The 19281-nt window shown below is 71.1% G+C and carries 20 protein-coding genes; 16 read left to right on the forward strand and 4 right to left on the reverse strand.

Annotation, left to right across the window (positions count from 1 at the left end):
• Window positions 1-84: 84 nt before the first annotated feature.
• The 5 genes from IE317_RS37025 (at window position 85) to IE317_RS37045 (ending at window position 5921) form a co-directional block, all read left to right on the forward strand.
• Window positions 85-753, forward strand: coding sequence for a GntR family transcriptional regulator (locus IE317_RS37025; RefSeq protein WP_191316018.1), 669 nt, complete (start codon window positions 85-87; stop codon window positions 751-753).
• 164 nt (window positions 754-917) lie between these two features.
• Window positions 918-2108, forward strand: a complete 1191-nt coding sequence (locus IE317_RS37030) for a S53 family peptidase (RefSeq protein ID WP_191316019.1) — start codon at window positions 918-920, stop codon at window positions 2106-2108.
• 236 nt (window positions 2109-2344) lie between these two features.
• Complete coding sequence (locus IE317_RS37035) at window positions 2345-3505, forward strand: acyltransferase (protein ID WP_191316020.1); 1161 nt, start codon at window positions 2345-2347, stop codon at window positions 3503-3505.
• 89 nt (window positions 3506-3594) lie between these two features.
• The gene (locus IE317_RS37040) at window positions 3595-5295 is read left to right on the forward strand and encodes a CTP synthase (RefSeq protein ID WP_191316021.1); all 1701 of its coding nucleotides are present in this window, start codon (window positions 3595-3597) and stop codon (window positions 5293-5295) included.
• Window positions 5292-5921 (forward strand): NUDIX domain-containing protein, encoded by a 630-nt coding sequence (locus tag IE317_RS37045; protein ID WP_191316022.1) that lies wholly within the window; start codon window positions 5292-5294, stop codon window positions 5919-5921. Before IE317_RS37040 ends, IE317_RS37045 begins: the two co-directional genes overlap by 4 nt.
• Before the next feature lie 78 nt (window positions 5922-5999).
• On the opposite strand, the gene IE317_RS37050 is transcribed toward IE317_RS37045, so the two are convergent.
• Window positions 6000-6515 carry a DUF1707 domain-containing protein gene (locus IE317_RS37050; RefSeq protein WP_191316023.1) on the reverse strand — a complete coding sequence of 172 codons (516 nt, stop codon included), beginning with the start codon at window positions 6513-6515 and terminating at the stop codon, window positions 6000-6002.
• A 104-nt stretch (window positions 6516-6619) separates the two neighbouring features.
• On the opposite strand from IE317_RS37050, the gene xerD reads away from it, so the two are divergent.
• From xerD to IE317_RS37085, 7 genes are all read left to right on the forward strand, one after another.
• Window positions 6620-7522 carry a site-specific tyrosine recombinase XerD gene (gene xerD / locus IE317_RS37055; RefSeq protein WP_191316061.1) on the forward strand — a complete coding sequence of 301 codons (903 nt, stop codon included), beginning with the start codon at window positions 6620-6622 and terminating at the stop codon, window positions 7520-7522.
• A 200-nt stretch (window positions 7523-7722) separates the two neighbouring features.
• Window positions 7723-8694 carry a ParA family protein gene (locus IE317_RS37060; RefSeq protein ID WP_191316024.1) on the forward strand — a complete coding sequence of 324 codons (972 nt, stop codon included), beginning with the start codon at window positions 7723-7725 and terminating at the stop codon, window positions 8692-8694.
• Window positions 8691-9104 (forward strand): cobyrinic acid a,c-diamide synthase, encoded by a 414-nt coding sequence (locus IE317_RS37065; protein WP_191316025.1) that lies wholly within the window; start codon window positions 8691-8693, stop codon window positions 9102-9104. Before IE317_RS37060 ends, IE317_RS37065 begins: the two co-directional genes overlap by 4 nt.
• A complete protein-coding gene (locus tag IE317_RS37070; RefSeq protein ID WP_191316026.1) occupies window positions 9104-10006 on the forward strand; it encodes a segregation and condensation protein A in 903 nt (300 codons plus the stop codon). The genes IE317_RS37065 and IE317_RS37070 overlap by 1 nt, the downstream gene beginning before the upstream one ends.
• Window positions 10003-10914: an SMC-Scp complex subunit ScpB gene (gene scpB, locus IE317_RS37075; RefSeq protein WP_229903115.1), complete on the forward strand. Its 912-nt coding sequence runs from the start codon at window positions 10003-10005 to the stop codon at window positions 10912-10914. Before IE317_RS37070 ends, scpB begins: the two co-directional genes overlap by 4 nt.
• Complete coding sequence (locus IE317_RS37080) at window positions 10901-11653, forward strand: pseudouridine synthase (protein ID WP_191316027.1); 753 nt, start codon at window positions 10901-10903, stop codon at window positions 11651-11653. Before scpB ends, IE317_RS37080 begins: the two co-directional genes overlap by 14 nt.
• Window positions 11654-11725: 72 nt before the next feature.
• Entirely contained in the window at window positions 11726-13567 is a 1842-nt protein-coding gene (locus IE317_RS37085; RefSeq protein ID WP_229903116.1) for a Xaa-Pro dipeptidyl-peptidase, read from the forward strand.
• On the opposite strand, the gene IE317_RS37090 is transcribed toward IE317_RS37085, so the two are convergent.
• Genes IE317_RS37090 through IE317_RS37100 form a run of 3 tightly spaced genes read right to left on the reverse strand, consistent with a single transcriptional unit; the run spans window position 13564 to window position 15653 of the window.
• Window positions 13564-14757: a cation:proton antiporter gene (locus IE317_RS37090; protein ID WP_191316028.1), complete on the reverse strand. Its 1194-nt coding sequence runs from the start codon at window positions 14755-14757 to the stop codon at window positions 13564-13566. The genes IE317_RS37085 and IE317_RS37090 overlap by 4 nt on opposite strands.
• 7 nt (window positions 14758-14764) lie before the next feature.
• Entirely contained in the window at window positions 14765-15247 is a 483-nt protein-coding gene (locus IE317_RS37095) for a cation:proton antiporter regulatory subunit (RefSeq protein WP_191316029.1), read from the reverse strand.
• A 37-nt stretch (window positions 15248-15284) separates the two neighbouring features.
• Complete coding sequence (locus IE317_RS37100; protein ID WP_191316064.1) at window positions 15285-15653, reverse strand: DUF4267 domain-containing protein; 369 nt, start codon at window positions 15651-15653, stop codon at window positions 15285-15287.
• Window positions 15654-15744: 91 nt separating this feature from the next.
• On the opposite strand from IE317_RS37100, the gene IE317_RS37105 reads away from it, so the two are divergent.
• From IE317_RS37105 to der, 4 genes are all read left to right on the forward strand, one after another.
• A complete protein-coding gene (locus IE317_RS37105) occupies window positions 15745-16311 on the forward strand; it encodes a TetR/AcrR family transcriptional regulator (RefSeq protein WP_373309213.1) in 567 nt (188 codons plus the stop codon).
• Between the two features lie 92 nt (window positions 16312-16403).
• Window positions 16404-17108, forward strand: coding sequence for a (d)CMP kinase (gene cmk / locus IE317_RS37110; RefSeq protein WP_191316066.1), 705 nt, complete (start codon window positions 16404-16406; stop codon window positions 17106-17108).
• Window positions 17105-17764: a lysophospholipid acyltransferase family protein gene (locus tag IE317_RS37115; protein ID WP_191316030.1), complete on the forward strand. Its 660-nt coding sequence runs from the start codon at window positions 17105-17107 to the stop codon at window positions 17762-17764. Before cmk ends, IE317_RS37115 begins: the two co-directional genes overlap by 4 nt.
• A gap of 15 nt (window positions 17765-17779) precedes the next feature.
• Window positions 17780-19240 carry a ribosome biogenesis GTPase Der gene (der, locus tag IE317_RS37120; protein ID WP_191316031.1) on the forward strand — a complete coding sequence of 487 codons (1461 nt, stop codon included), beginning with the start codon at window positions 17780-17782 and terminating at the stop codon, window positions 19238-19240.
• Window positions 19241-19281: the final 41 nt, after the last annotated feature.

The following is a 19281-nucleotide window of genomic DNA, read 5'->3' on the forward strand; positions in this document are numbered from 1 at the left end:
CACCCCGGCGTCCACGCGAGTCAACCCTCCGGCCGATAAACTCGTGTAACGGCCGGTTACGGCGGTGTTGAAGGAGGGGGCGCGGTGAACGAGCGGCAACCCCTCGCGGCCACCCGGCAGCGGGTGCGCGAGGAGCTGCGCGAGCGGATCCTGACCGGCCGGCTCCGCCCGGGCGACAGGCTGGTCGAACGCGAGCTGGCCGAAGACCTCGGCGTCTCGCGGGTGCCGGTCCGCGAGGCCATCCGCAGCCTGGAGGCCGAGGGGTTCCTCGTCGTCCAGTCGCCGCGGCGGGTCGTCGTCCGGCAGCTGGCACGGGTCGACGTCGAGGAGCTGTTCGACGTCCGCGAGGCGCTCGAAGGGCTGGCCGCCGGCCTGGCGGCGACCCGGGCGGGGGCGGCCGAGCTGAAGCGGCTCGAACGCGTCCTGGCCGACGCCGCCCGGGCCACGGCCCGTGGCGACGCGGCCCGGATCACCGTGCTGAACTCGCGCTTCCACGACGAGATCGTGGCCATCGCGGGCAACGCGCTGCTTTCGGCCATGCTGCAGCCGCTCGAGGGCAGGCTGCGCTGGCTCACGAGCCAGAACGAGCACTGGGCCGAGCTGCTCGACGAGCACCGGCGACTCTGCGAAGCCATCGCTTCGGGGGACGCCGAACGCGCGAAGGCGTCTGCGGTCGAGCATGTGCGCGTCAACCGCGAAGTGACGCTGCGTTCCCTCTTCGGGGAAGAACCCGGTCAGCGGCCCGCAGGCTGAGTGCCCGTCCGGTTTAGCGACGAATGCGCCCGGGTGCCCGGTTTTTCAGCCATTCGCACCAACGGCGACCCGACTTTGGTCTGTGTCACGCGTCCGAACGGCTGCTTACGGTCTTCGTTCACCGGTCTCGCCGACCGGGGTCCCTGCCGTCCGGGAGGTTCACCGTGCGTAGTGCACCAGTATTGGCTGCCGCCTTCACCCTCGCCTTGACCGTCACCGGCGTCGCCGAAGCGGCGCCCGCCGGCCATGGCCACGCGCAGCGCGTCTGCTCGGTCGCGCCCGCCGGGTTCGCCGCGTGCAACGCCTGGATCGACACCGACACCGGCTTCGCCGCGGCGGCCACGCCGTCCGGGCTCGGCCCGGCCGACCTGCAGTCCGCGTACAACCTCGCCTCCCTCGCGGGCAGCGCCGGTGCGGGCCGCACGATCGCCATCGTGGACGCCTACGACGCCCCGACCGCCTTCGCCGACGTCAACGTCTACCGCGGCCAGTACGGCATCCCGGCGCTCGGGTCCTGCACGCCGTCGTCGATCGACGCGAGCACCACCCCCTGCTTCGCCAAGGCCGACCAGAACGGCGGCAGCGGCTACCCGCGCAAGGACGGCGGCTGGGCCCAGGAAATCTCCCTCGACCTCGACATGGCCTCGGCGATCTGCCCGAAGTGCAACATCCTGCTGGTCGAAGGCACCTCGTCGAGCTTCGCCAACCTCGGCACCGCGGTGAACACCGCCGTCCGCCTGGGCGCCGAAGTGGTCAGCAACAGCTACGGCGGCGCCGAGTTCTCCGGCGAGGCGAGCTCCGAAGGCCAGTACTTCAACCACCCCGGTGTCGCGATCACGGTCAGCTCGGGCGACTCCGGCTACGGCGTCGAGTTCCCGGCCGCGTCCCGGTACGTCACCGCGGTCGGCGGCACCAGCCTGAAGAAGGCGTCGAACACCCGCGGCTGGAGCGAGACGGCGTGGAGCGGCGCGGGCAGCGGCTGCTCGGCCTACATCACCAAGCCGTCGTGGCAGACCGACAGCGGCTGCGGCAGGCGCACGGTCGCCGACGTCAGCGCCGTCGCCGACCCGGCCACCGGCGTGGCCGTCTACGACAGCACGGCCTACCAGGGCCGCTCCGGCTGGATGGTGTTCGGCGGCACGAGCGTGGCGGCTCCGGTCGTCGGCGCCGTCTACGCACTGGGCGGGGTCGGCGGCGTCGCGGGCGCGAACACTGTGTACTCGCACACAGCGTCGCTCAACGATGTGAGCGGCGGCAGCAACGGCTCGTGTGGTGGCAGCTACCTCTGCACCGCCGTGACCGGCTACGACGGCCCGACCGGGTTCGGCACGCCGAACGGGGCCACCGCTTTCTGAGTGCTTTTCACGTAAGGGCCATCACGCGAGCGGCGTCACGCCCGCGTGGTGGCCCTTCACGCTGAGCACTAACATGATCACGGTAACCGCGCAGCCCCAGCAAAAGTGGCATATCCGACACGCCCCAGAGGCCCCGCCAACAGGCGCTTCCCAGCGGCTTCATGGGAAATTCACAGAATGGGTGGCAAGTCTGACAACGTGAACCACGCCGACGACGGTGCCGGATCGGCGGCACGATGACGACTGCCCAGGCCACGCTCGAGGCTCCCGCCCGCCCTCCGAGAGCGGGCGGCAAAGCGCCCTACCTCCACCAGATCGACCTGTTCCGGTTGATCACGTTCGCCTGCGTCATCCTCATCCACGTGGTGGGCGCGACGAACTTCGCGCAGGACGTCGGCGCCAACGCCGTCGAGACGCCGCTGCACTTCACCCGCGAGGCCTTCTTCGCGCTCACCGGGTTCGTGCTGGTGTTCCAGAACCGCAGCCGCGAGTTCACCGCGGGCGACTTCTGGCGGCGGCGGCTCCCGCTGGTCGCGACGCCCTACCTCGCGTGGTCGATGTTCTTCTGGGCGTACGGCCTGGTGACCGGGGAGCAGCAGCCGGGCTCGCTCGAGGCGTCGATGCGCCTGCTGCTGAAGGACCTCGTCACCGGCGGGGCCTGGTACCACCTGTACTTCCTGCTCGTGACGATGCAGGTCTACCTGCTGTTCCCGGTGCTGATGAAGCTGCTGCGGGCCACCGAGGGCAAGCACAAGTGGCTGCTGCTCGGCAGTGGGCTGGTGCAGGTCGGCGTGACGCTGTTCATGACCTACCAGCCGTTCGGCGTCGGCTACGAGACGATCACCCACCTGTACGGCACGCTCCTGCCGTACCAGTTCTACACGCTGTTCGGCGCCGTGGTGGCCATGCACTTCGAGGCCGTGCACGCCTGGGCCGGGCGGCACCGGCTGCTGCTGGGCGGGGTGTTCCTGGCCGTGCTGGCGGGCACCGAGTGGTTCTACTTCCGCACTGTCCACAATGGAACTTTTCCGCAGGTGGCCAGCGACCCGTTCCAGCCGTACCTGATCCCGTGGTTCCTTACCGTGATCGCGGCCATCTACGCGCTGGCGACGCGGTGGGCGGCGCGCCGCCGGGAGGGCAGTCGCGGGGCCCGGGTGGTCTCGTGGGCGGCGAACCGGTCGTTCAGCATCTTCCTCGTGCACCCGCTCGCCCTGGCGCTGCTGGGCCCGGCGATCCCGCACGTGGCGGAGCGCTTCGGCGCGCCGTGGCTGAGCGTGCTCATCTACCTGGCGACGATCGTGCTGACGATCCTGATCGTGGAGACCCTGCGGCGGCTGCCGGGGAGCCGGGCCCTCACCGGCCGGCCGCGGCTGCGCCCGGCGAAGGCCGCGGCTTGAGTCACCCGGGTGGGTGGCTCAGGCCGTAACCCGCGGGTCGGGCGAGTCACAGCGCGCGGATCCGCAGTCGTGGGATATGCTGGCGGCCCGTGGGACTTCAGTCACGGGCAACCAAGTACGTCTTTGTCACCGGAGGCGTCGCCTCCTCTCTGGGTAAGGGACTCACGGCTTCCAGCCTGGGTCAGCTCCTTACCGCGCGCGGGCTTCGCGTCACGATGCAGAAGCTCGACCCCTATCTCAACGTCGACCCCGGGACGATGAACCCGTTCCAGCACGGTGAGGTGTTCGTCACCGACGACGGCGCCGAGACCGACCTCGACATCGGCCACTACGAGCGGTTCCTTGACCGCGACCTCGACGGCAAGGCCAACGTCACGACCGGCCAGGTCTACTCCGAGGTGATCGCCAAGGAGCGCCGCGGCGAGTACCTCGGCGACACCGTGCAGGTCATCCCGCACATCACCGACGAGATCAAGGCCCGGATCACCGCGGCCGCCGGGCCGGACGAAACCGGCCAGTCGCCGGACGTCGTGATCACCGAGGTCGGCGGCACGGTCGGCGACATCGAGTCCCTGCCGTTCCTGGAGGCCTGCCGCCAGGTCCGCCACGACGTCGGCCGCGACCACTGCTTCTTCCTGCACGTCTCGCTGGTGCCGTACCTGGCGCCGTCGGGTGAGCTGAAGACGAAGCCGACCCAGCACTCCGTCGCCGCGCTGCGCAACATCGGTATCCAGCCCGACGCGCTGGTCTGCCGGGCCGACCGGGAGATCCCGGAGGACCTCAAGCGCAAGATCGGCCTGATGTGCGACGTCGACACCGAGGCCGTCATCGCCTGCCCGGACGCGCGGTCCATCTACGACATCCCGAAGGTGCTGCACCGCGAGGCGCTCGACGCCTACGTCGTCCGCCGCCTCGGGCTGCCGTTCCGCGACGTCGACTGGACGGTGTGGGGCGACCTGCTCGACCGCGTGCACAACCCGAACGAGATCGTGCGGATCGCGGTCGTCGGCAAGTACATCGACCTGCCGGATGCCTACCTGTCGGTCACCGAGGCCCTGCGTGCGGGCGGGTTCGCCCACCGCGCCAAGGTCGAGATCGTCTGGGTCGCCTCCGACGACGCGCAGACCGCGTCCGGCGCCGCGTCCGTGCTGTCCGATGTGGACGGTGTGCTGATCCCGGGCGGGTTCGGCATCCGCGGCATCGAGGGCAAGGTCGGCGCCATCGAGTACGCCCGCACCCGCGGCGTCCCGCTGCTCGGCCTGTGCCTGGGCCTGCAGTGCATGGTCATCGAGGCCGCCCGGCACCTGGCCGGCATCAAGGACGCGGGCTCGTCGGAGTTCGACGAGAACACCAAGCACCCGGTGATCTCGACCATGGCCGACCAGCGCGACGTCGTCGCGGGGGAGCGGGACATGGGCGGCACCATGCGCCTGGGCGCCTACCCGGCGAAGCTGAAGCCGGGTTCGCAGGTCGCGAAGGCCTACGGCACCACCGAGGTCTCCGAGCGGCACCGGCACCGCTACGAGGTCAACAACGCCTACCGCAAGCAGCTCTCGGACGCGGGCCTCGTGTTCTCCGGCACCTCGCCGGACGACCACCTGGTCGAGTTCGTCGAGCTGCCGGCCGACAAGCACCCGTTCTTCGTCGGCACGCAGGCGCACCCCGAGCTCAAGAGCCGCCCGACCCGGCCGCACCCGCTGTTCAGCGCGTTCGTCAAGGCCGTGGTGGACCGCAAGGTCGCCGAGCGGCTGCCGGTCGAGCTGCCCGAAGCGCCGGTGGCGGCCCGATGACCGCCCCGGGCGAGCACGAGTTCAGCGTCGCTTCGAGCCGCGACGTCCACATCGGACGCGTCGTCGGCCTGCGGATCGACGACGTCGTGATGCCGGGTGGCGACACCGCGGTCCGCGAGGTGATCGAGCACCTCGGCGCGGTGGCGATCGTCGCGCTGGACGACGAGCAGCAGGTCACGCTCATCCACCAGTACCGGCACCCGATCGGGCACCGGCTGTGGGAGCTGCCCGCGGGGCTCATCGACCACCTCGGCGAGGACCCGGTGGGCACAGCTCGCCGGGAACTGGTCGAGGAGGTCGGGCTGGCCGCTGACGACTGGGTGACGCTGGTCGACGTCGCGGCGTCGCCCGGCTTCACCGACGAGGTCGTGCGGGTGTTCCTCGCCCGTGGGCTGTCCGAAGTGGACCGCGAGGTGCTCGGCGAGGAGGAGGCGGATCTGGTCATCCGCAAGTTCCCGCTCGCCGAGGCGGTCCGGATGGCCCTGGCGGGCGAGCTGCTCAACGGCGCCACGGTCTCGGGGGTGCTGGCCACGCACGCGGTGCTCACCGGCGTGGCTTCGCCGCGGCCGGCGGACGCGCCGTGGGAGGACCGCCCGACGGCGTTCGCCAAGCGCAAGCAGTCCTGACCCCGCTCGCGCTGCAGTGAATGACTCATTCCTGGCGTCAGACGCCAGGAATGAGTCATTCACTGCGTTCGGCGACGGTCAGGGGCGCAGGGGGCGGCCTTCGGCGTCGGAGCCGCCGTTGACCAGGAGCACGATGCCGTCGATGAGCGGCCACAGCGTGCCGGCGCCGACGGTGATCAGGCAGACGAACAGCTGTAGCAGGCCCAGCCCCACCTGGCCGGTGTAGAACCGGCCGACGCCGAAGGGCAGCACGATCTGCAGCACCCCGGCCACGGTCTTGGACCGGTGGGAGTACGGGACCGAGTACGGCACCGGGGCCGGTGGTGGCGCGTACGGGTTCAGCCCGTACACCGGCAGCTGCGCGGTGGGCTGCGCGTGGAGCGGCGCCGACGGCGGCCCGAAGAACCCCGGGTGCGGCGGCGGCAGGTCGCGGAACAGCGGCCGCAGGTCGCCCAGCGTCGCCGCCGCGTAGGCGCCGGTCACCCTGGTCTCGTACTCGTCCGGCGTGATGCGGCCCATGCCGAAGTGGTCGGCGAGCAGTCTCGCCGCTTCCTCACGCTCGGCCGTCCCGATGCGGAGCTCGTCGGACCCCATGGCTCCACGGTAACCGCGCCCACCTGAGAACGGGGTTTCTGCCGGGTCACGAGCGCCGGGCGGCCTAAGGTGACGGCGTGGCAGCCCCGGGCAGCACCGACGGTGTGATCGCCGCGTACCTCGACCACCTGGTCGTCGAACGCGGGACCGCGCGCAACACCCTGGACAGCTACGCCCGCGACCTGCGCCGGTACGCCGCGCACCTCGACGGCCTGGGCGTCGCGAAGATCGCCGACGTCACCTCCGCGCACGTCACGGCGTTCGGTGCCGCCCTGCGCGAAGGCGACGACGTGCACCAGCCATTGGCCGCGTCGTCGGCCGCCCGTGCCCTGGTCGCCGTGCGGGGCCTGCACAAGTTCGCGCACGCCGAGGGCCTCACCGAGCACAACCCGGCCCGCGAAGTCCGGCCGCCGACCCCGGCCAAGCGGCTGCCCAAGGCGCTGCCGGTCGACGACGTGCTGCGGCTGCTGGAGACCCCGCCCCCGGACGGCGAGCGCCCGCTGCGCGACCGGGCACTGCTGGAGCTGCTCTATTCCACCGGCGCCCGGATCTCCGAGGCGGTCGGCCTGGACGTCGACGACGTGGACGACGCCGAGCGCACGGTGCTGCTCGACGGCAAGGGCGGCAAGCAGCGGCTGGTGCCGATCGGCCGTCCGGCGCTCGCCGCGCTGCACGCCTACACCGTCCGCGCCCGCCCGGCGCTCGCCGCCCACGGCCGCGGCACGGCGGCGCTGTTCCTCAACGCCCGCGGCAGCCGGCTGTCGCGGCAGAGCGCGTGGCAGGTCCTCAAGGACACCGCCGAACGGGCGGGGATCAAGGCCGCGGTGTCGCCGCACACGCTCCGCCACTCCTTCGCCACGCACCTGCTCGAAGGCGGCGCGGACGTCCGGGTCGTCCAAGAACTGCTCGGCCACGCCTCGGTGACGACGACCCAGGTGTACACGCTGGTCACGGTCAACACCTTGCGCGAGGTCTACGCGACGGCGCACCCGCGAGCACTGGGCTAGACGGCCCTATCCATCCATGCCCCCACCACCGCCCTCAACGGAGGCGCTGCGCGCCGCTGTGTTTTTCGAGTCAAGGGCCTTGCCGGCCTGCACCGACGGTCGAGTGACATTGCCCCGTCGAGTCCGGCGCGTTGCTTTGCCGGGGCTCGGACTCCGGACATAGGCTGCGGCGGACGCGACGAACAAGGAGCCTTCTCGCCATGTCGACACCGAACCAGCCGGCCCTCCCGGCCGAGTCCGCCGGGTCGGCGGCGGCGAACCTCAACGACGTCAAGATCGCGACGCCGGAACTCCACGACGGCGACGAGCCGCAGGAGCGCAACGGCAAGAAGGTGAAGCTCGAGGGCATCGGGCCGACCGGCCGCCCGATCCGCGAGCACCCCGACCCGGCGCCGCTGGACAAGCACGGTCCGGCCAAGATCATGGCGATGTGCAACCAGAAGGGCGGCGTCGGCAAGACCACGTCGACCATCAACCTGGGTGCCGCCCTCGCCGAGTACGGGCGCAAGGTGCTGCTCGTCGACTTCGACCCGCAGGGCGCGCTCGCCGTCGGCCTGGGCATCCAGCCGCACGAACTGGACCAGACGGTCTACAACGCCATCATGGAGCGCTCGGTCAGCGCCACCGACGTGCTGATGAAAACCCGCGTGGACGGCGTTGACCTGCTGCCGAGCAACATCGACCTGTCCGCCGCGGAGGTCCAGCTCGTCGCCGAGGTAGGGCGCGAGCACACGTTGTTACGGGTCCTTCGTCCGGTCATGAACGACTACGACTATGTTCTTGTCGACTGCCAGCCCTCGCTCGGCTTGCTCACGGTGAACGCGCTGACCGCCGCGGACGGCGTGATCATCCCGCTGGAGTGCGAGTTCTTCAGTCTGCGAGGCGTCGCCCTCCTGATCGACACCATCGAGAAGGTGCAGGAACGCCTCAACCCCAAACTGGACATAGTCGGGATTCTCGCCACCATGTACGACCCGAGAACCCTGCATTCGAAGGAGGTCATGGCTCGCGTGGTGGAGGCATTCGGCGAGACCGTGTTCGACACGGTCATCAACCGCACCGTGCGGTTCCCCGAGACGACGGTCGCGGGTGAGCCGATCACGACCTGGGCGCCCAAGTCGGCCGGCGCGGCGGCGTACCGCCAGCTGGCCCGCGAGGTGATCGCTCGGTGAGCAGGCGCGCCTCCCTGCCGGGAGCGTCGGAACTGTTCAGGATCACCTCCAGTCCCGCCCTCGATCTCCCTCCCCAGGCACCCCCCGAGCCCGTCGAGCCCGCCGCGAAGCCCAAGCCCTCGGGCAACGGCCGAGCGGACCAGCTGGCCCGCAGCGCGGCCCCGCACGGCTCGGGCCGGACCAAGCACGACGCGAAGATCACCGTGTACGTCTCCGGCGACGAGCTCGTCGCCATGGAGCAGGCCCGGTTGACGCTGCGCGCGAAGCACGACCTGGTCGTCGACCGCGGCCGGCTGGTCCGCGAGGCCGTCGCGGTGCTGCTGGCCGACTTCGACCAGAACGGCGAGGAATCGGTGCTGGTGCAGCGGCTGCGGGTGGTCGGCTCAGACGGCGGCGAAACCGAGGGCTGATGGACGAGCCGGCACCGGCTCCGGAGGAACAGGTACCCGAAGAGCACCAGACGGTGCACGGCGGGATGATCCCCGAAGGCGTCAACACCGAAGAACTGAGCACGTCGAAGTTCAAGGTGCGGCTGGCCAACTTCGAAGGGCCGTTCGACCTGCTGCTGCAGCTGATCTCGCAGCACCAGCTCGACGTCACCGAAGTGGCGCTGCACCAGGTCACCGACGACTTCATCGCATACACGCGCGCGCTGGGCACCGACTGGAACCTCGACGAGACGACGGAGTTCCTGGTCATCGCGGCCACGCTGCTGGACCTGAAGGCGGCCCGGCTGCTGCCCTCGGCCGAGGTGGAGAGCGAAGACGACCTCGCGCTGCTCGAAGCCCGCGACCTGCTGTTCGCGCGGATCCTGCAGTACCGCGCGTACAAGCAGGTGGCGGCGCTGTTCGGCGAGCTGGAGCAGAACGCGCTGCGGCGCTACCCGCGGTCGGTGGCGCTGGAGGAGCGGTTCGTCGGGCTGCTGCCCGAGGTGATGCTGGGCGTGACGCCGCAGAAGTTCGCCGACATCGCGGTGGCGGTGTTCCGCCCGAAGCCGCCGCCGACGGTGTCGATCGCCCACATCCACATGGGCCGCATTTCGGTGCGCGAGCACGCGGCGATCCTGCGGGTGATGCTGGCCGAACGCGGCCAGGCGACGTTCGGCGAGCTGGTCGACGACTGCGAGCACACGGTGGAGATCGTGGCGCGCTTCCTGGCGCTGCTGGAGCTCTACCGCGAGGCGACGGTCCAGTTCGAGCAGAGCGAGGCACTGGCCGAGCTGCACGTCCGCTGGACGGGCGGCTCGAAGGAAGAAGCCTCCGCGGCGGCCGAGCTGGACCGCGCGTTCGGAGACGAAGAGGAGTACGGGTGAGCAACGAGCAGGTGTCCCCGCCCGAGCCGCCGGAACCGCCGGTGGGCGAGCCGGCGGAGGCCGCGGCGGAGCTGGCGCTGGAGGAGGCGCTGTCCGGCGAGCCGGTGACCGAGGACGGCGACCCGGCGGAGCCGCTGGTCGGGGAAGCACCCCCCGAGCCCGAGGCGCCTGCCGAGCCCGCGCCCGCCGAGCCCGAAGCCGCTGCCGAGCCTGCGCCCGAGGGGGCACTTTCACGTGAAAGTGCCGCGCCTGGGGAGCCGGAGGCCGTCGCCGAGCCCGAGCCCGAGCCCGAGCCCGAGCCGGGGCCGGAGGATCCCGAGTCCGATCTGGTCGCCGCCGGTGACTCCGACTCCATGCCGGACGTCACCTCCGACGAGGCCCTCGAAGCCGCTCTCGAAGCGCTTCTCCTCATCGTCGACTCGCCCGCCGGCGAAGAACTGCTCGCCGAGACGCTCGGCCAGCCGAAGTCGCGGATCGTCGTCGCCCTGCGGACCATGGCGCAGAAGTTCACCGACCGGGCGTCCGGGATCGACCTGCGGCGCGTCGGTGAAGGGTGGCGGTTCTACACTAGGGACGTCTACGCCCCGTTCGTGGAGAAGCTCCTGCTGGACGGCCAGCGGTCGAAGCTGACCAGGGCCGCGCTGGAGAGCCTCGCCGTGATCGCGTACCGGCAGCCGGTGACCCGCGCGCGGGTTGCCGCGGTGCGCGGCGTGAACGTGGACGGCGTGATCCGGACGCTGCTCGCGCGCGGCCTCATCGAGGAGATGGGAACCGATCCCGAGACGACCGGCACGCTGTACGTGACGACCGAGCTGTTCCTGGAGCGACTGGGGCTGTCGTCACTGAACGACCTGCCCCCGATCGCTCCGCTGCTACCCGAAGTGGACACCATCGATGACATCCAGTGAACACCCCGACGGCATCCGCCTGCAGAAGGTGCTGTCGCAGGCCGGGGTCGCCTCCCGGCGGGCGGCGGAAGACCTGATCGCGGCCGGCCGGGTCGAGGTGGACGGCGAGGTCGTCACCGAGCTGGGTCGCCGCGTCCACCCCGACGAGGCGATCATCCACGTCGACGGCACCCGCGTGAACCTGCGCGACGACCTCATCTACCTCGCACTGAACAAGCCCAAGGGCGTGCATTCGACCATGTCGGACGACCGCGGCCGCCCCTGCGTCGGCGACTACCTGCGCGGCCGCTACGAGGAGACGCCCGGTGTCGTGCACGTCGGACGGCTCGACGAGAACACCGAGGGCCTGCTGCTGCTCACCAACGACGGCGACCTCGGGCACCGGCTGATGCACCCGTCCTACCGGGTGCTCAAGACCTACCTCGCCGAGGTCGACGGCCTTGTGCCGCGCGGGCTCGGCAAGGAGCTGCGCAAGGGCTGGGAGCTGCCGGACGGCATCGTCAAGGTCGACCAGTTCCGCGTGAAGGACATGCACTCCGGCAAGTCGCTGGTGGAACTGGTCATCCACGAGGGCAAGAAGCACATCGTGCGCCGCCTGCTCAAGGACACCGGGCACCCGGTGCTGAAGCTGGTCCGCACCGCGGTCGGCGACGTCCAGCTGGGCAACCAGCGCGTCGGCTCGATCCGGCGGCTGACGAAGACCGAGGTCGGCGCGCTCTACCGCAACGTCGAGCTCTGAGCGCGGCCACCCTCCGCACGCCCGACTTTCCGCCGTGGTGAGCGGGGGCGCCGGGTCGCTAGCGTGACGGGTATGCGACTCGGAGTGGTGAGCGGGATCCTCGCGGTGCTCCTGTCCGGTGCGGTGGTCCCCGCCGCCGCGGCCACGCCGGGGAGCGAACCGGTCTACGACTACGCGAAGGCGATCCGCGAAACCGTCTGGGTCGACATCGGCCGCGACGGCGACGGCGACGGGCGGTCCGACCGCGTTGCCGCCGACATCATCCGGCCGGGTGAAGCGACGTCACGCGTTCCGGTGATCATGGACGCCAGCCCGTACTACTCGTGCTGCGGGCGCGGCAACGAAAGCGAGCTGAAGTCCTACGACAGCGCCGGGAAACCGGTGAAGTTCCCGCTGTTCTACGACAACTACTTCGTGCCGCGCGGGTACGCCGTGGTGCTGGTCGACCTGGCCGGGACGAACCGGTCGGCCGGCTGCGCGGACGTCGGTGGCGCCTCGGACGTCGGCTCGGCGCGCAAGGTCGTCGACTGGCTGAACGGCCGCGCGACCGGCTACAGCGCGAAGACCGGCGGCAGCGCGGTGACCGCGGACTGGACCACCGGGAACGTCGGGATGATCGGCAAGTCCTACGACGGCACGATCGCCAACGGCGTCGCGGCGACCGGGGTCGCGGGCCTCAAGACCATCGTCCCGATCTCGGCGATCAGCTCCTGGTACGACTACTACCGCTCGGACGGCGCGACCTTCGGCTTCAACCCGGACGGGCTCGCGCGCACGGTCGAGGCCCGCAACAGCGGGCAAAACTGTGCGGCGCAGAACCAGGTCCTGGCCTCCGGCGCCACCGCGAACGGCGATTACGGGCCGCTCTGGGCGGACCGGGACTACGTGCGGAGCGCGGGCAACGTGCGGGCCAGCGTGCTGCTGTCCCACGGCGTCAACGACCTCAACGTCAAGACCATCCACTTCGGACAGTGGTGGGCCGGGCTGAACGTCGAGAAGAAGATCTGGCTGGCGCAGACCGGGCACGTCGACCCGTTCGACTACCGGCGCGCGGACTGGGTCGACCTGCTGCACCGGTGGTTCGACCACTACCTGCTCGGGATCGACAACGGCGTCCAGAACGGGCCGCAGGCCAGCGTCGAGCGGCAGCCCGACCAGTGGGCGGACCAGAGCGCGTACCCGGCGGCCGGTGCGGTGGCGACGATCCTGCGACCGCACCCGTCCGGCACGCTCGGCACGTCGGCGGCCTCGGGCACGGCGTCGTTCACCGACAACCCGAGCGTCGGCGAGGACACCTGGGTGACGAACCCGGGCAGCGCCGCTCTGACCTACTCGACCGGGACACTGACCTCGGACCTGCAGGTCTCCGGCACCACTTCGGTGACCGTGACGGCCACGCCGAGCACGGCGTCCGCCCGGCTTTCGGCCCTGCTCGTGGACCTCGGCCCGGCGACGATCCGCAACTTCGCCGGCAGCGGCGAGGGGATCAAGACGGGAACGTCGGAGAACTGCTGGGGCTCGTCTTCCGCCGGTGACGACGCCTGCTACCGGATCGCCTCCGCCGACGTGAAGAAGGTGAGCTACACGATCCTCAGCCGCGGCTGGGCGGACCTGGCGAACTACGCGTCCCTGTCCCAGGAACGCCCGCTCCTGCCCGGCACGGCCTACACGATGACGTTCCGGCTGGCGTCGACGGACCACATCGTGCCCCGCGGTCACGCACTGGCGCTGATCATCGGCGGCACGGACGGCAGTTTCATCCGCGGACCCGCCCAGCCGGGCCGGGTGACGCTGGACCTGGCCCGGACCTCGGCCGCGGTCCCCCTGCTGGGCATCCCGCCCGCGGCGACGACCCACCCGGCCGTCACCGGCGGCGAGCACGTGCCGTCGGCGGGCCGGACGGACCTGCGCTAGTTCGCTTCCACCGGGGCGGTCTTGGTGGCCGTCTTCCGTTGCAGGGCGCGGACGATCGGCTCGACGACCCGGGCCGCCGTCGGGCCGAGGATCGCCATCAGCAGGACGTACGCCGTCGCCAGTGCCGCCAGTTCGCCTTCCACCGCGCCCGCCGTCACCGCCAGCCCCGCGATCACGATCGAGAACTCGCCGCGAGCCACCAGAGCCGCGCCGGCTCGGGCGCGGCCCATCTTGCCGATGCCCTGGCGGCGCGCCGCCCACCAGCCGGTGGCGACCTTCGTCAGCGTCGTCACCACCGCCAGCACGATCGCCCAGCCGAGCACCGGCGGGATCGAGGCCGGGTTCGTGTTGAGGCCGAAGACGACGAAGAACACCGCGGCGAACAGGTCGCGCAACGGCTCGAGCATGCGGGTCGCGTTCTCCGCCGTCGAACCCGAAATGGCGATGCCGAGCAGGAACGCGCCGACCGCCGCCGACACCTGCATCGCCGAGGCCAGCCCGGCCACCAGCAGGGCCGCGCCGAGGACCTTGAGCAGGAACACCTCGCGGTCCGGGCTGTCGACGGCCGCCGAGACGTACCGGCCGAACTTGAGCGCGACCACCAGCACCACGGTGATCACCAGCAGCGAGATGCCGACGGCTTCCAGGCCGCCGAGGAGGGAGACCCCGCCCAGCACCGCGGTGAGGATCGGCAGGTAGAGCGCCATCGCGAGGTCCTCGAACACGAGGATCGACAGCACCACCGGCGTCTCGCGGTTGCCCAGCCGGCCGAGGTCGCCGAGCACCTTCGCGACGATCCCGGACGACGAGATGTACGTGACGCCCGCCATCACCATCGCGCCGACCGGGCCCCAGCCCAGCAGCAGCGCGACGGCCGCGCCGGGCGCCGCGTTGAGGACGATGTCGAGCAGGCCGGCCGTCCAGGACCGGCGCAGCCCGGTGAACAGCTCGGCCGCGGAGTACTCGAGGCCGAGCAGCAACAGCAGCAGCACGACGCCGATTTCGCCGGCCAGGTGCGTGAAACCGCCGATGTCGGTCAGGGGGATCAGGCCGCCGGAGCCGAAGCACAGGCCGCCGAGCAGGTAGAGCGGGATGGGGGAGAGGCCGATCTTGCCGGCCAGGCGCCCGAGCGCGCCCAGCACGAAGAAGACCGCCCCCAGCTCGATCAGGGACAGCGCGGTGTGGTCCATCGGCCGCTCAGCCGTACTTGAGGATCTTGACGGCGGCTTCGAGACCCTCGCTCGTGCCGACCGCGACCAGCAGGTCGCCCCCGGTGAACGTGAAGTCCGGCGTCGGCGAGGGGTGCACCTGGCCGGCCCGCGCCACCGCGACCACCGAGACACCGGTGCGGGTGCGCATCGCGGTGTCGCCGAGCGTCCGGCCGTCGAACGGGCCGGACGGCTTGATCGGCAGCTGCCGCGTGCTGATCCCCGGCAGGTCGCGGTGCTCCTCCGTCAGCTGCGCGACCAGCTGCGGCGCGCCGAGCAGGTTGGCCAGTGCGCCCGCCTCGTCCGCGGTGAGCGGGATCGAGGCGGCGCAGGCATCCGGATCGTCCGATTTGGACACGATCAGCTCGATGTGGCCGTCCCGCTGGGTGACGACGCCGATGCGGCGGCCGGTACGGGTGGCGAAGTCCTTGCGGACCCCGATGCCGGGCAGGGGAGTTACTTCGACGTTCACCCAACCACCGTAACCCAGGTGTCCGATTCGCGGGGTTTCAGCCGAGCAGCAGGAGCAGGGCGGCGACGACCATCACGGCGGCGGTCACGCCGTGGACGCCGAAGGCGATGGCCTTCTTCCCCCGGTGGCGCAGGATGAGCAGCATGTCGAAGACCGGCCAGAGGGCGGCGGTGAGCATGACCCAGCCCAGGGCGTGCGCGTCGCCGTAGATCATCAGGGCCAGCGGGATCAGGCCGGCCCCGACGTCGCGGCCGCCTTTGACGTTGAGGAAGGTCTCCGCGTTCTCGGGGACCTCGTTGAAACCGAAGCCCGCGGCGATCTTCTTCGGGGCGAAGAGGTAGTTGAGGCCGATGTAGATGATCCCGAGCGCGACGATCGCGGTGAGGACGTAGCCGGTGACGAGAATGGTGTTCCCTCCAGTTTTCTAGCATCGCTAGGATTGCTAGCAACGCTAACCTAGCGGCGCTAGTTTGTCTAGCAGTGCTAGCATGTGACGTATGACCCAGCGACAACGGCGTGTGCGCGACCGGACCGAACGCGGGCAGCGGATCGTCGCCGCGGCCCGGGAGCTCGCCGAGGCGGAGGGCTGGGACGCGGTCACCACCCGGAAGCTCGCGGCGCTGATCGAGTACAGCCAGCCGGTGCTCTACAGCCACTTCCCGGGCGGCAAGGACGCGATCATGGCCGCGGCCGCGCTGGAGGGCTTCGCCGAGCTCGTCGCGGTGCTGGCGGAGGCCCGCGAAGGCGGCCTCGCGGGTGTCGTCCGCGCCTACGTCGAGTTCGCCGAGGCCAAGCCCGCGTTGTACGACGCGATGTTCACGCTGGCCTCGGAGCTGCCGTTCGCCCAAGACGACACCCCGGAGGTGATGAAGGCGAACTTCGCGGAACTGCTCGCGGTCATCGAGCCGGTGGCGGGCAAGCAGGACCCCGGCCCGCTGACCGAGGTGTTCTGGAGCGCCCTGCACGGCCTGGTGACCCTGGACCGCGGCCACCGGCTGTCCCCGGCGCACCGGGACGAGCGCCTCGCGCTCGTGGTGGCGCGCTTCGGCGCGCGGGCCGACTGATCTCCTCCGCACCCCGACCGGCAGAATGGACCCCGAGCCGACCGAGAGACGAGAACGCGAGGAGAGTGCCGGTGACGGGAGCCCTACGTGGTGTGGTCGCGCTGGACGGCCCGTCGGGGACCGGGAAGACCACCGTCGCCCGCAAGCTCGCCCAGCGCCTCGGGGCCGGCTACCTCGACACCGGTGCCATGTACCGGATGGTCACCCTCGCCGTGCTGCGCGCCGGCGTCGACCCGGCCGACGCGAGCGCCGTCGCCGCCGTCGCCGACCGCGCCGAGTTCAGCATCGGCACCAGCCCTGACCGGCCCGAGATCCGCCTGGCCGGGGAGGACGTCGCCGCCGACATCCGCGGGCCCGAGGTCACCAAGGCCGTCTCGCCCGTCTCGGCCGTGCCGCACGTGCGTGAGCTGCTGGTCGCGCGGCAGCGGCGGATCATCGACGAGGTCGTGGCGCACCGCGGCGGGATCGTCGTCGAGGGCCGGGACATCGGCACCGTCGTCACGCCGGACTCGCCGCTCAAGGTCTTCCTGACCGCCTCGGCCGACGTCCGGGCGTCGCGCCGCAGTACCCAGGACACCGCGGCCGGGCGGCAGTCGTCGGTCGCCGACGCGCTGGCCTCGGTCGAGCGTCGCGATCGCCTCGACTCGACCCGCGCCGCCTCACCGCTGCGCGCGGCCGACGACGCCGTGCACGTCGACACCTCCGAGCTGTCGATCGACCAGGTGATCGTCGCGTTGAGCGAGCTGGCCAGCCACCGCGGCATCCTGGAGGGCTGCAACGCCGAGGTCGCTCGATGAGCGGTGACGGACTCCCCGAGGGATCCGTCGGCACACTCCACGACGCCGGGCGGGTCTTCGCCCGGTACTATCTGCGCTCGGCCTTCCGCATCCGGGTGCACGGCCGCGAGCGCGTCCCCGCCACCGGGCCGCTGCTCGTGATCGCCAACCACAGCTCCATGATCGAGCCGCAGCTGATCTTCGGAATGCTTCCGCGGCGTTCGGCGTTCCTGGTCAAGGCCGAGATGTTCGGCGGGATCGTCGGCAAGTTCATGCTGGCGATCGGGCAGATCCCGCTCAAGCGCGGCGAGATCGACCGCAAACCGCTGATGACCGCGGTCGGCGTCCTGAAAGACGGCGGAGTCGTCGGGATCTTCCCCGAGGGCACCCGCGGTACCGGGGACGTCGGTGCGGCCGAACGCGGCGCGGCCTGGCTGGTCCGGGCCTCCGGCGCGACCGTGCTCCCGGTCGCGACGCGGGGCACGCTCAAGCCGGCGGACGGCAAGAGGCGCTGGCGCCCGCGCGTGGACATCCTCGTGGGGGAGCCGTTCTCGCCGAAGGTCGGTCCCGGCAAGACCGGGCTCGACCAGGGCACCGAAGAGCTGCGCGGTGAGCTCGCGGCGCTCGTGAAGACTTTGGACGACTGGCGTGCCGAACACGGATTCGGCGCGGTATAAGGGAAATAGGTAGTCATGGAAGAGTACGACGGCGTCGGCGAAGTCGACGGCACCTGGTCCGACGAGACCGAATTCGCCGCGCTCGACGCGCAGATCGAGGCGGCGGAAGCGGCCGAGGAGGCCGCGCTCGGGCAGCCGGTGCTCGCCGTCGTCGGCCGGCCCAACGTGGGCAAGTCGACGCTGGTCAACCGCATCCTCGGCCGGCGCGAAGCCGTCGTGCAGGACGTGCCGGGCGTCACCCGCGACCGCGTCGCCTACGACGCCTACTGGGGCGGGCGCAAGTTCACCCTGGTCGACACGGGCGGCTGGGAGCCGGACGCCACCGGGCTGCAGGCCTCCGTCGCCGCACAGGCCGAGCTGGCCATGCAGACCGCGGACGCGGTGCTGCTGGTGATCGACGCCTCGGTCGGCGCGACGGCGACCGACGAGGCCGTCTCCAAGGTGCTGCGCCGCTCGAAGAAGCCCGTGCTGCTGGCCGCGAACAAGGTCGACGACGACCGGCTGCTCGCCGACACCGCGTCGCTGTGGTCGCTCGGCCTCGGCGAGCCCCACCCGGTCAGCGCGCTGCACGGCCGCAGCTCCGGCGACCTGCTCGACGCCATCCTCGAGGCCCTCCCCGAGTCGCCGCGCGAAGGCGGCCCGGTGACGTCGGGCCCGCGGCGTGTCGCGCTGGTCGGCAAGCCGAACGTCGGCAAGTCGAGCCTGCTGAACAAGCTGTCCGGCGAGGAGCGCTCGGTCGTCGACTCGGTCGCGGGCACTACGGTCGACCCGGTCGACTCGCTGGTCGAGCTGGACGGCGAGACCTGGCGGTTCGTGGACACGGCGGGGCTGCGCAAGCGCGTCAACTTCGCCGCCGGTGCCGAGTACTACGCGTCGCTGCGCACCAAGACCGCGATCGACGCGGCCGAGGTCGCGATCGTGCTGCTGGACGCGGCCGAGCCGCTGTCGGAGCAGGACCTGCGGGTGCTGACCATGGTCGTCGAGGCCGGCCGGGCCTGCGTGCTGGCGTTCAACAAGTGGGATCTGGTCGACGAGGACCGCCGGCACGCGATGGTCCGCGAGCTGGAGCGCGGCCTGGTCCGCGTGCCGTGGGCGGAGAAGGTCAACATCTCGGCGCTGACCGGCCGTTCGGTGCGCAAGCTCGCGCCCGCGCTGCGGACCGCGCTGAAGTCGTGGGACCAGCGGGTGCCGACCGGCCAGCTCAACGCGTGGCTGTCCGACCTGATCGCGGCCACCCCGCCGCCGGTCCGCTCGGGCAAGCAGCCGAAGGTCCTGTTCGCGACCCAGGCCGGCATCCGCCCGCCGACGCTGGTGCTGTTCACCACCGGCTTCCTCGAGGCGGGCTACCGCCGGTTCATCGAGCGCAAGTTCCGCGAGCAGTTCGGCTTCACCGGCAGCCCCGTCCGGGTGAATGTCCGCGTCCGGGAAAAGAAGGCGAAGCCCAAGGTCGGCGGAAAGGCCGCCCGTACCCGGTGACGTTACGGGCACCACGTGTGTTTCCAGGGGCATCACGTGTG

The sequence above is a fragment of the Amycolatopsis bullii genome, from assembly GCF_014654205.1.
Lineage (GTDB): Bacteria > Actinomycetota > Actinomycetes > Mycobacteriales > Pseudonocardiaceae > Amycolatopsis > Amycolatopsis plumensis.

What these genes read in the sequence shown, in the direction of transcription:
- IE317_RS37035 (WP_191316020.1), top strand. Translation starts at nt 2,345, where the DNA reads ATGACGACTGCCCAGGCCACGCTCGAGGCTCCCGCCCGCCCTCCGAGA.
- IE317_RS37045 (WP_191316022.1), top strand. Translation starts at nt 5,292, where the DNA reads ATGACCGCCCCGGGCGAGCACGAGTTCAGCGTCGCTTCGAGCCGCGAC.
- IE317_RS37050 (WP_191316023.1), bottom strand. Translation starts at nt 6,515, where the DNA reads ATGGGGTCCGACGAGCTCCGCATCGGGACGGCCGAGCGTGAGGAAGCG.
- IE317_RS37060 (WP_191316024.1), top strand. Translation starts at nt 7,723, where the DNA reads ATGTCGACACCGAACCAGCCGGCCCTCCCGGCCGAGTCCGCCGGGTCG.
- IE317_RS37070 (WP_191316026.1), top strand. Translation starts at nt 9,104, where the DNA reads ATGGACGAGCCGGCACCGGCTCCGGAGGAACAGGTACCCGAAGAGCAC.
- IE317_RS37080 (WP_191316027.1), top strand. Translation starts at nt 10,901, where the DNA reads ATGACATCCAGTGAACACCCCGACGGCATCCGCCTGCAGAAGGTGCTG.
- IE317_RS37085 (WP_229903116.1), top strand. Translation starts at nt 11,726, where the DNA reads ATGCGACTCGGAGTGGTGAGCGGGATCCTCGCGGTGCTCCTGTCCGGT.
- IE317_RS37090 (WP_191316028.1), bottom strand. Translation starts at nt 14,757, where the DNA reads ATGGACCACACCGCGCTGTCCCTGATCGAGCTGGGGGCGGTCTTCTTC.
- IE317_RS37105 (WP_373309213.1), top strand. Translation starts at nt 15,745, where the DNA reads ATGACCCAGCGACAACGGCGTGTGCGCGACCGGACCGAACGCGGGCAG.
- IE317_RS37115 (WP_191316030.1), top strand. Translation starts at nt 17,105, where the DNA reads ATGAGCGGTGACGGACTCCCCGAGGGATCCGTCGGCACACTCCACGAC.
- der (WP_191316031.1), top strand. Translation starts at nt 17,780, where the DNA reads ATGGAAGAGTACGACGGCGTCGGCGAAGTCGACGGCACCTGGTCCGAC.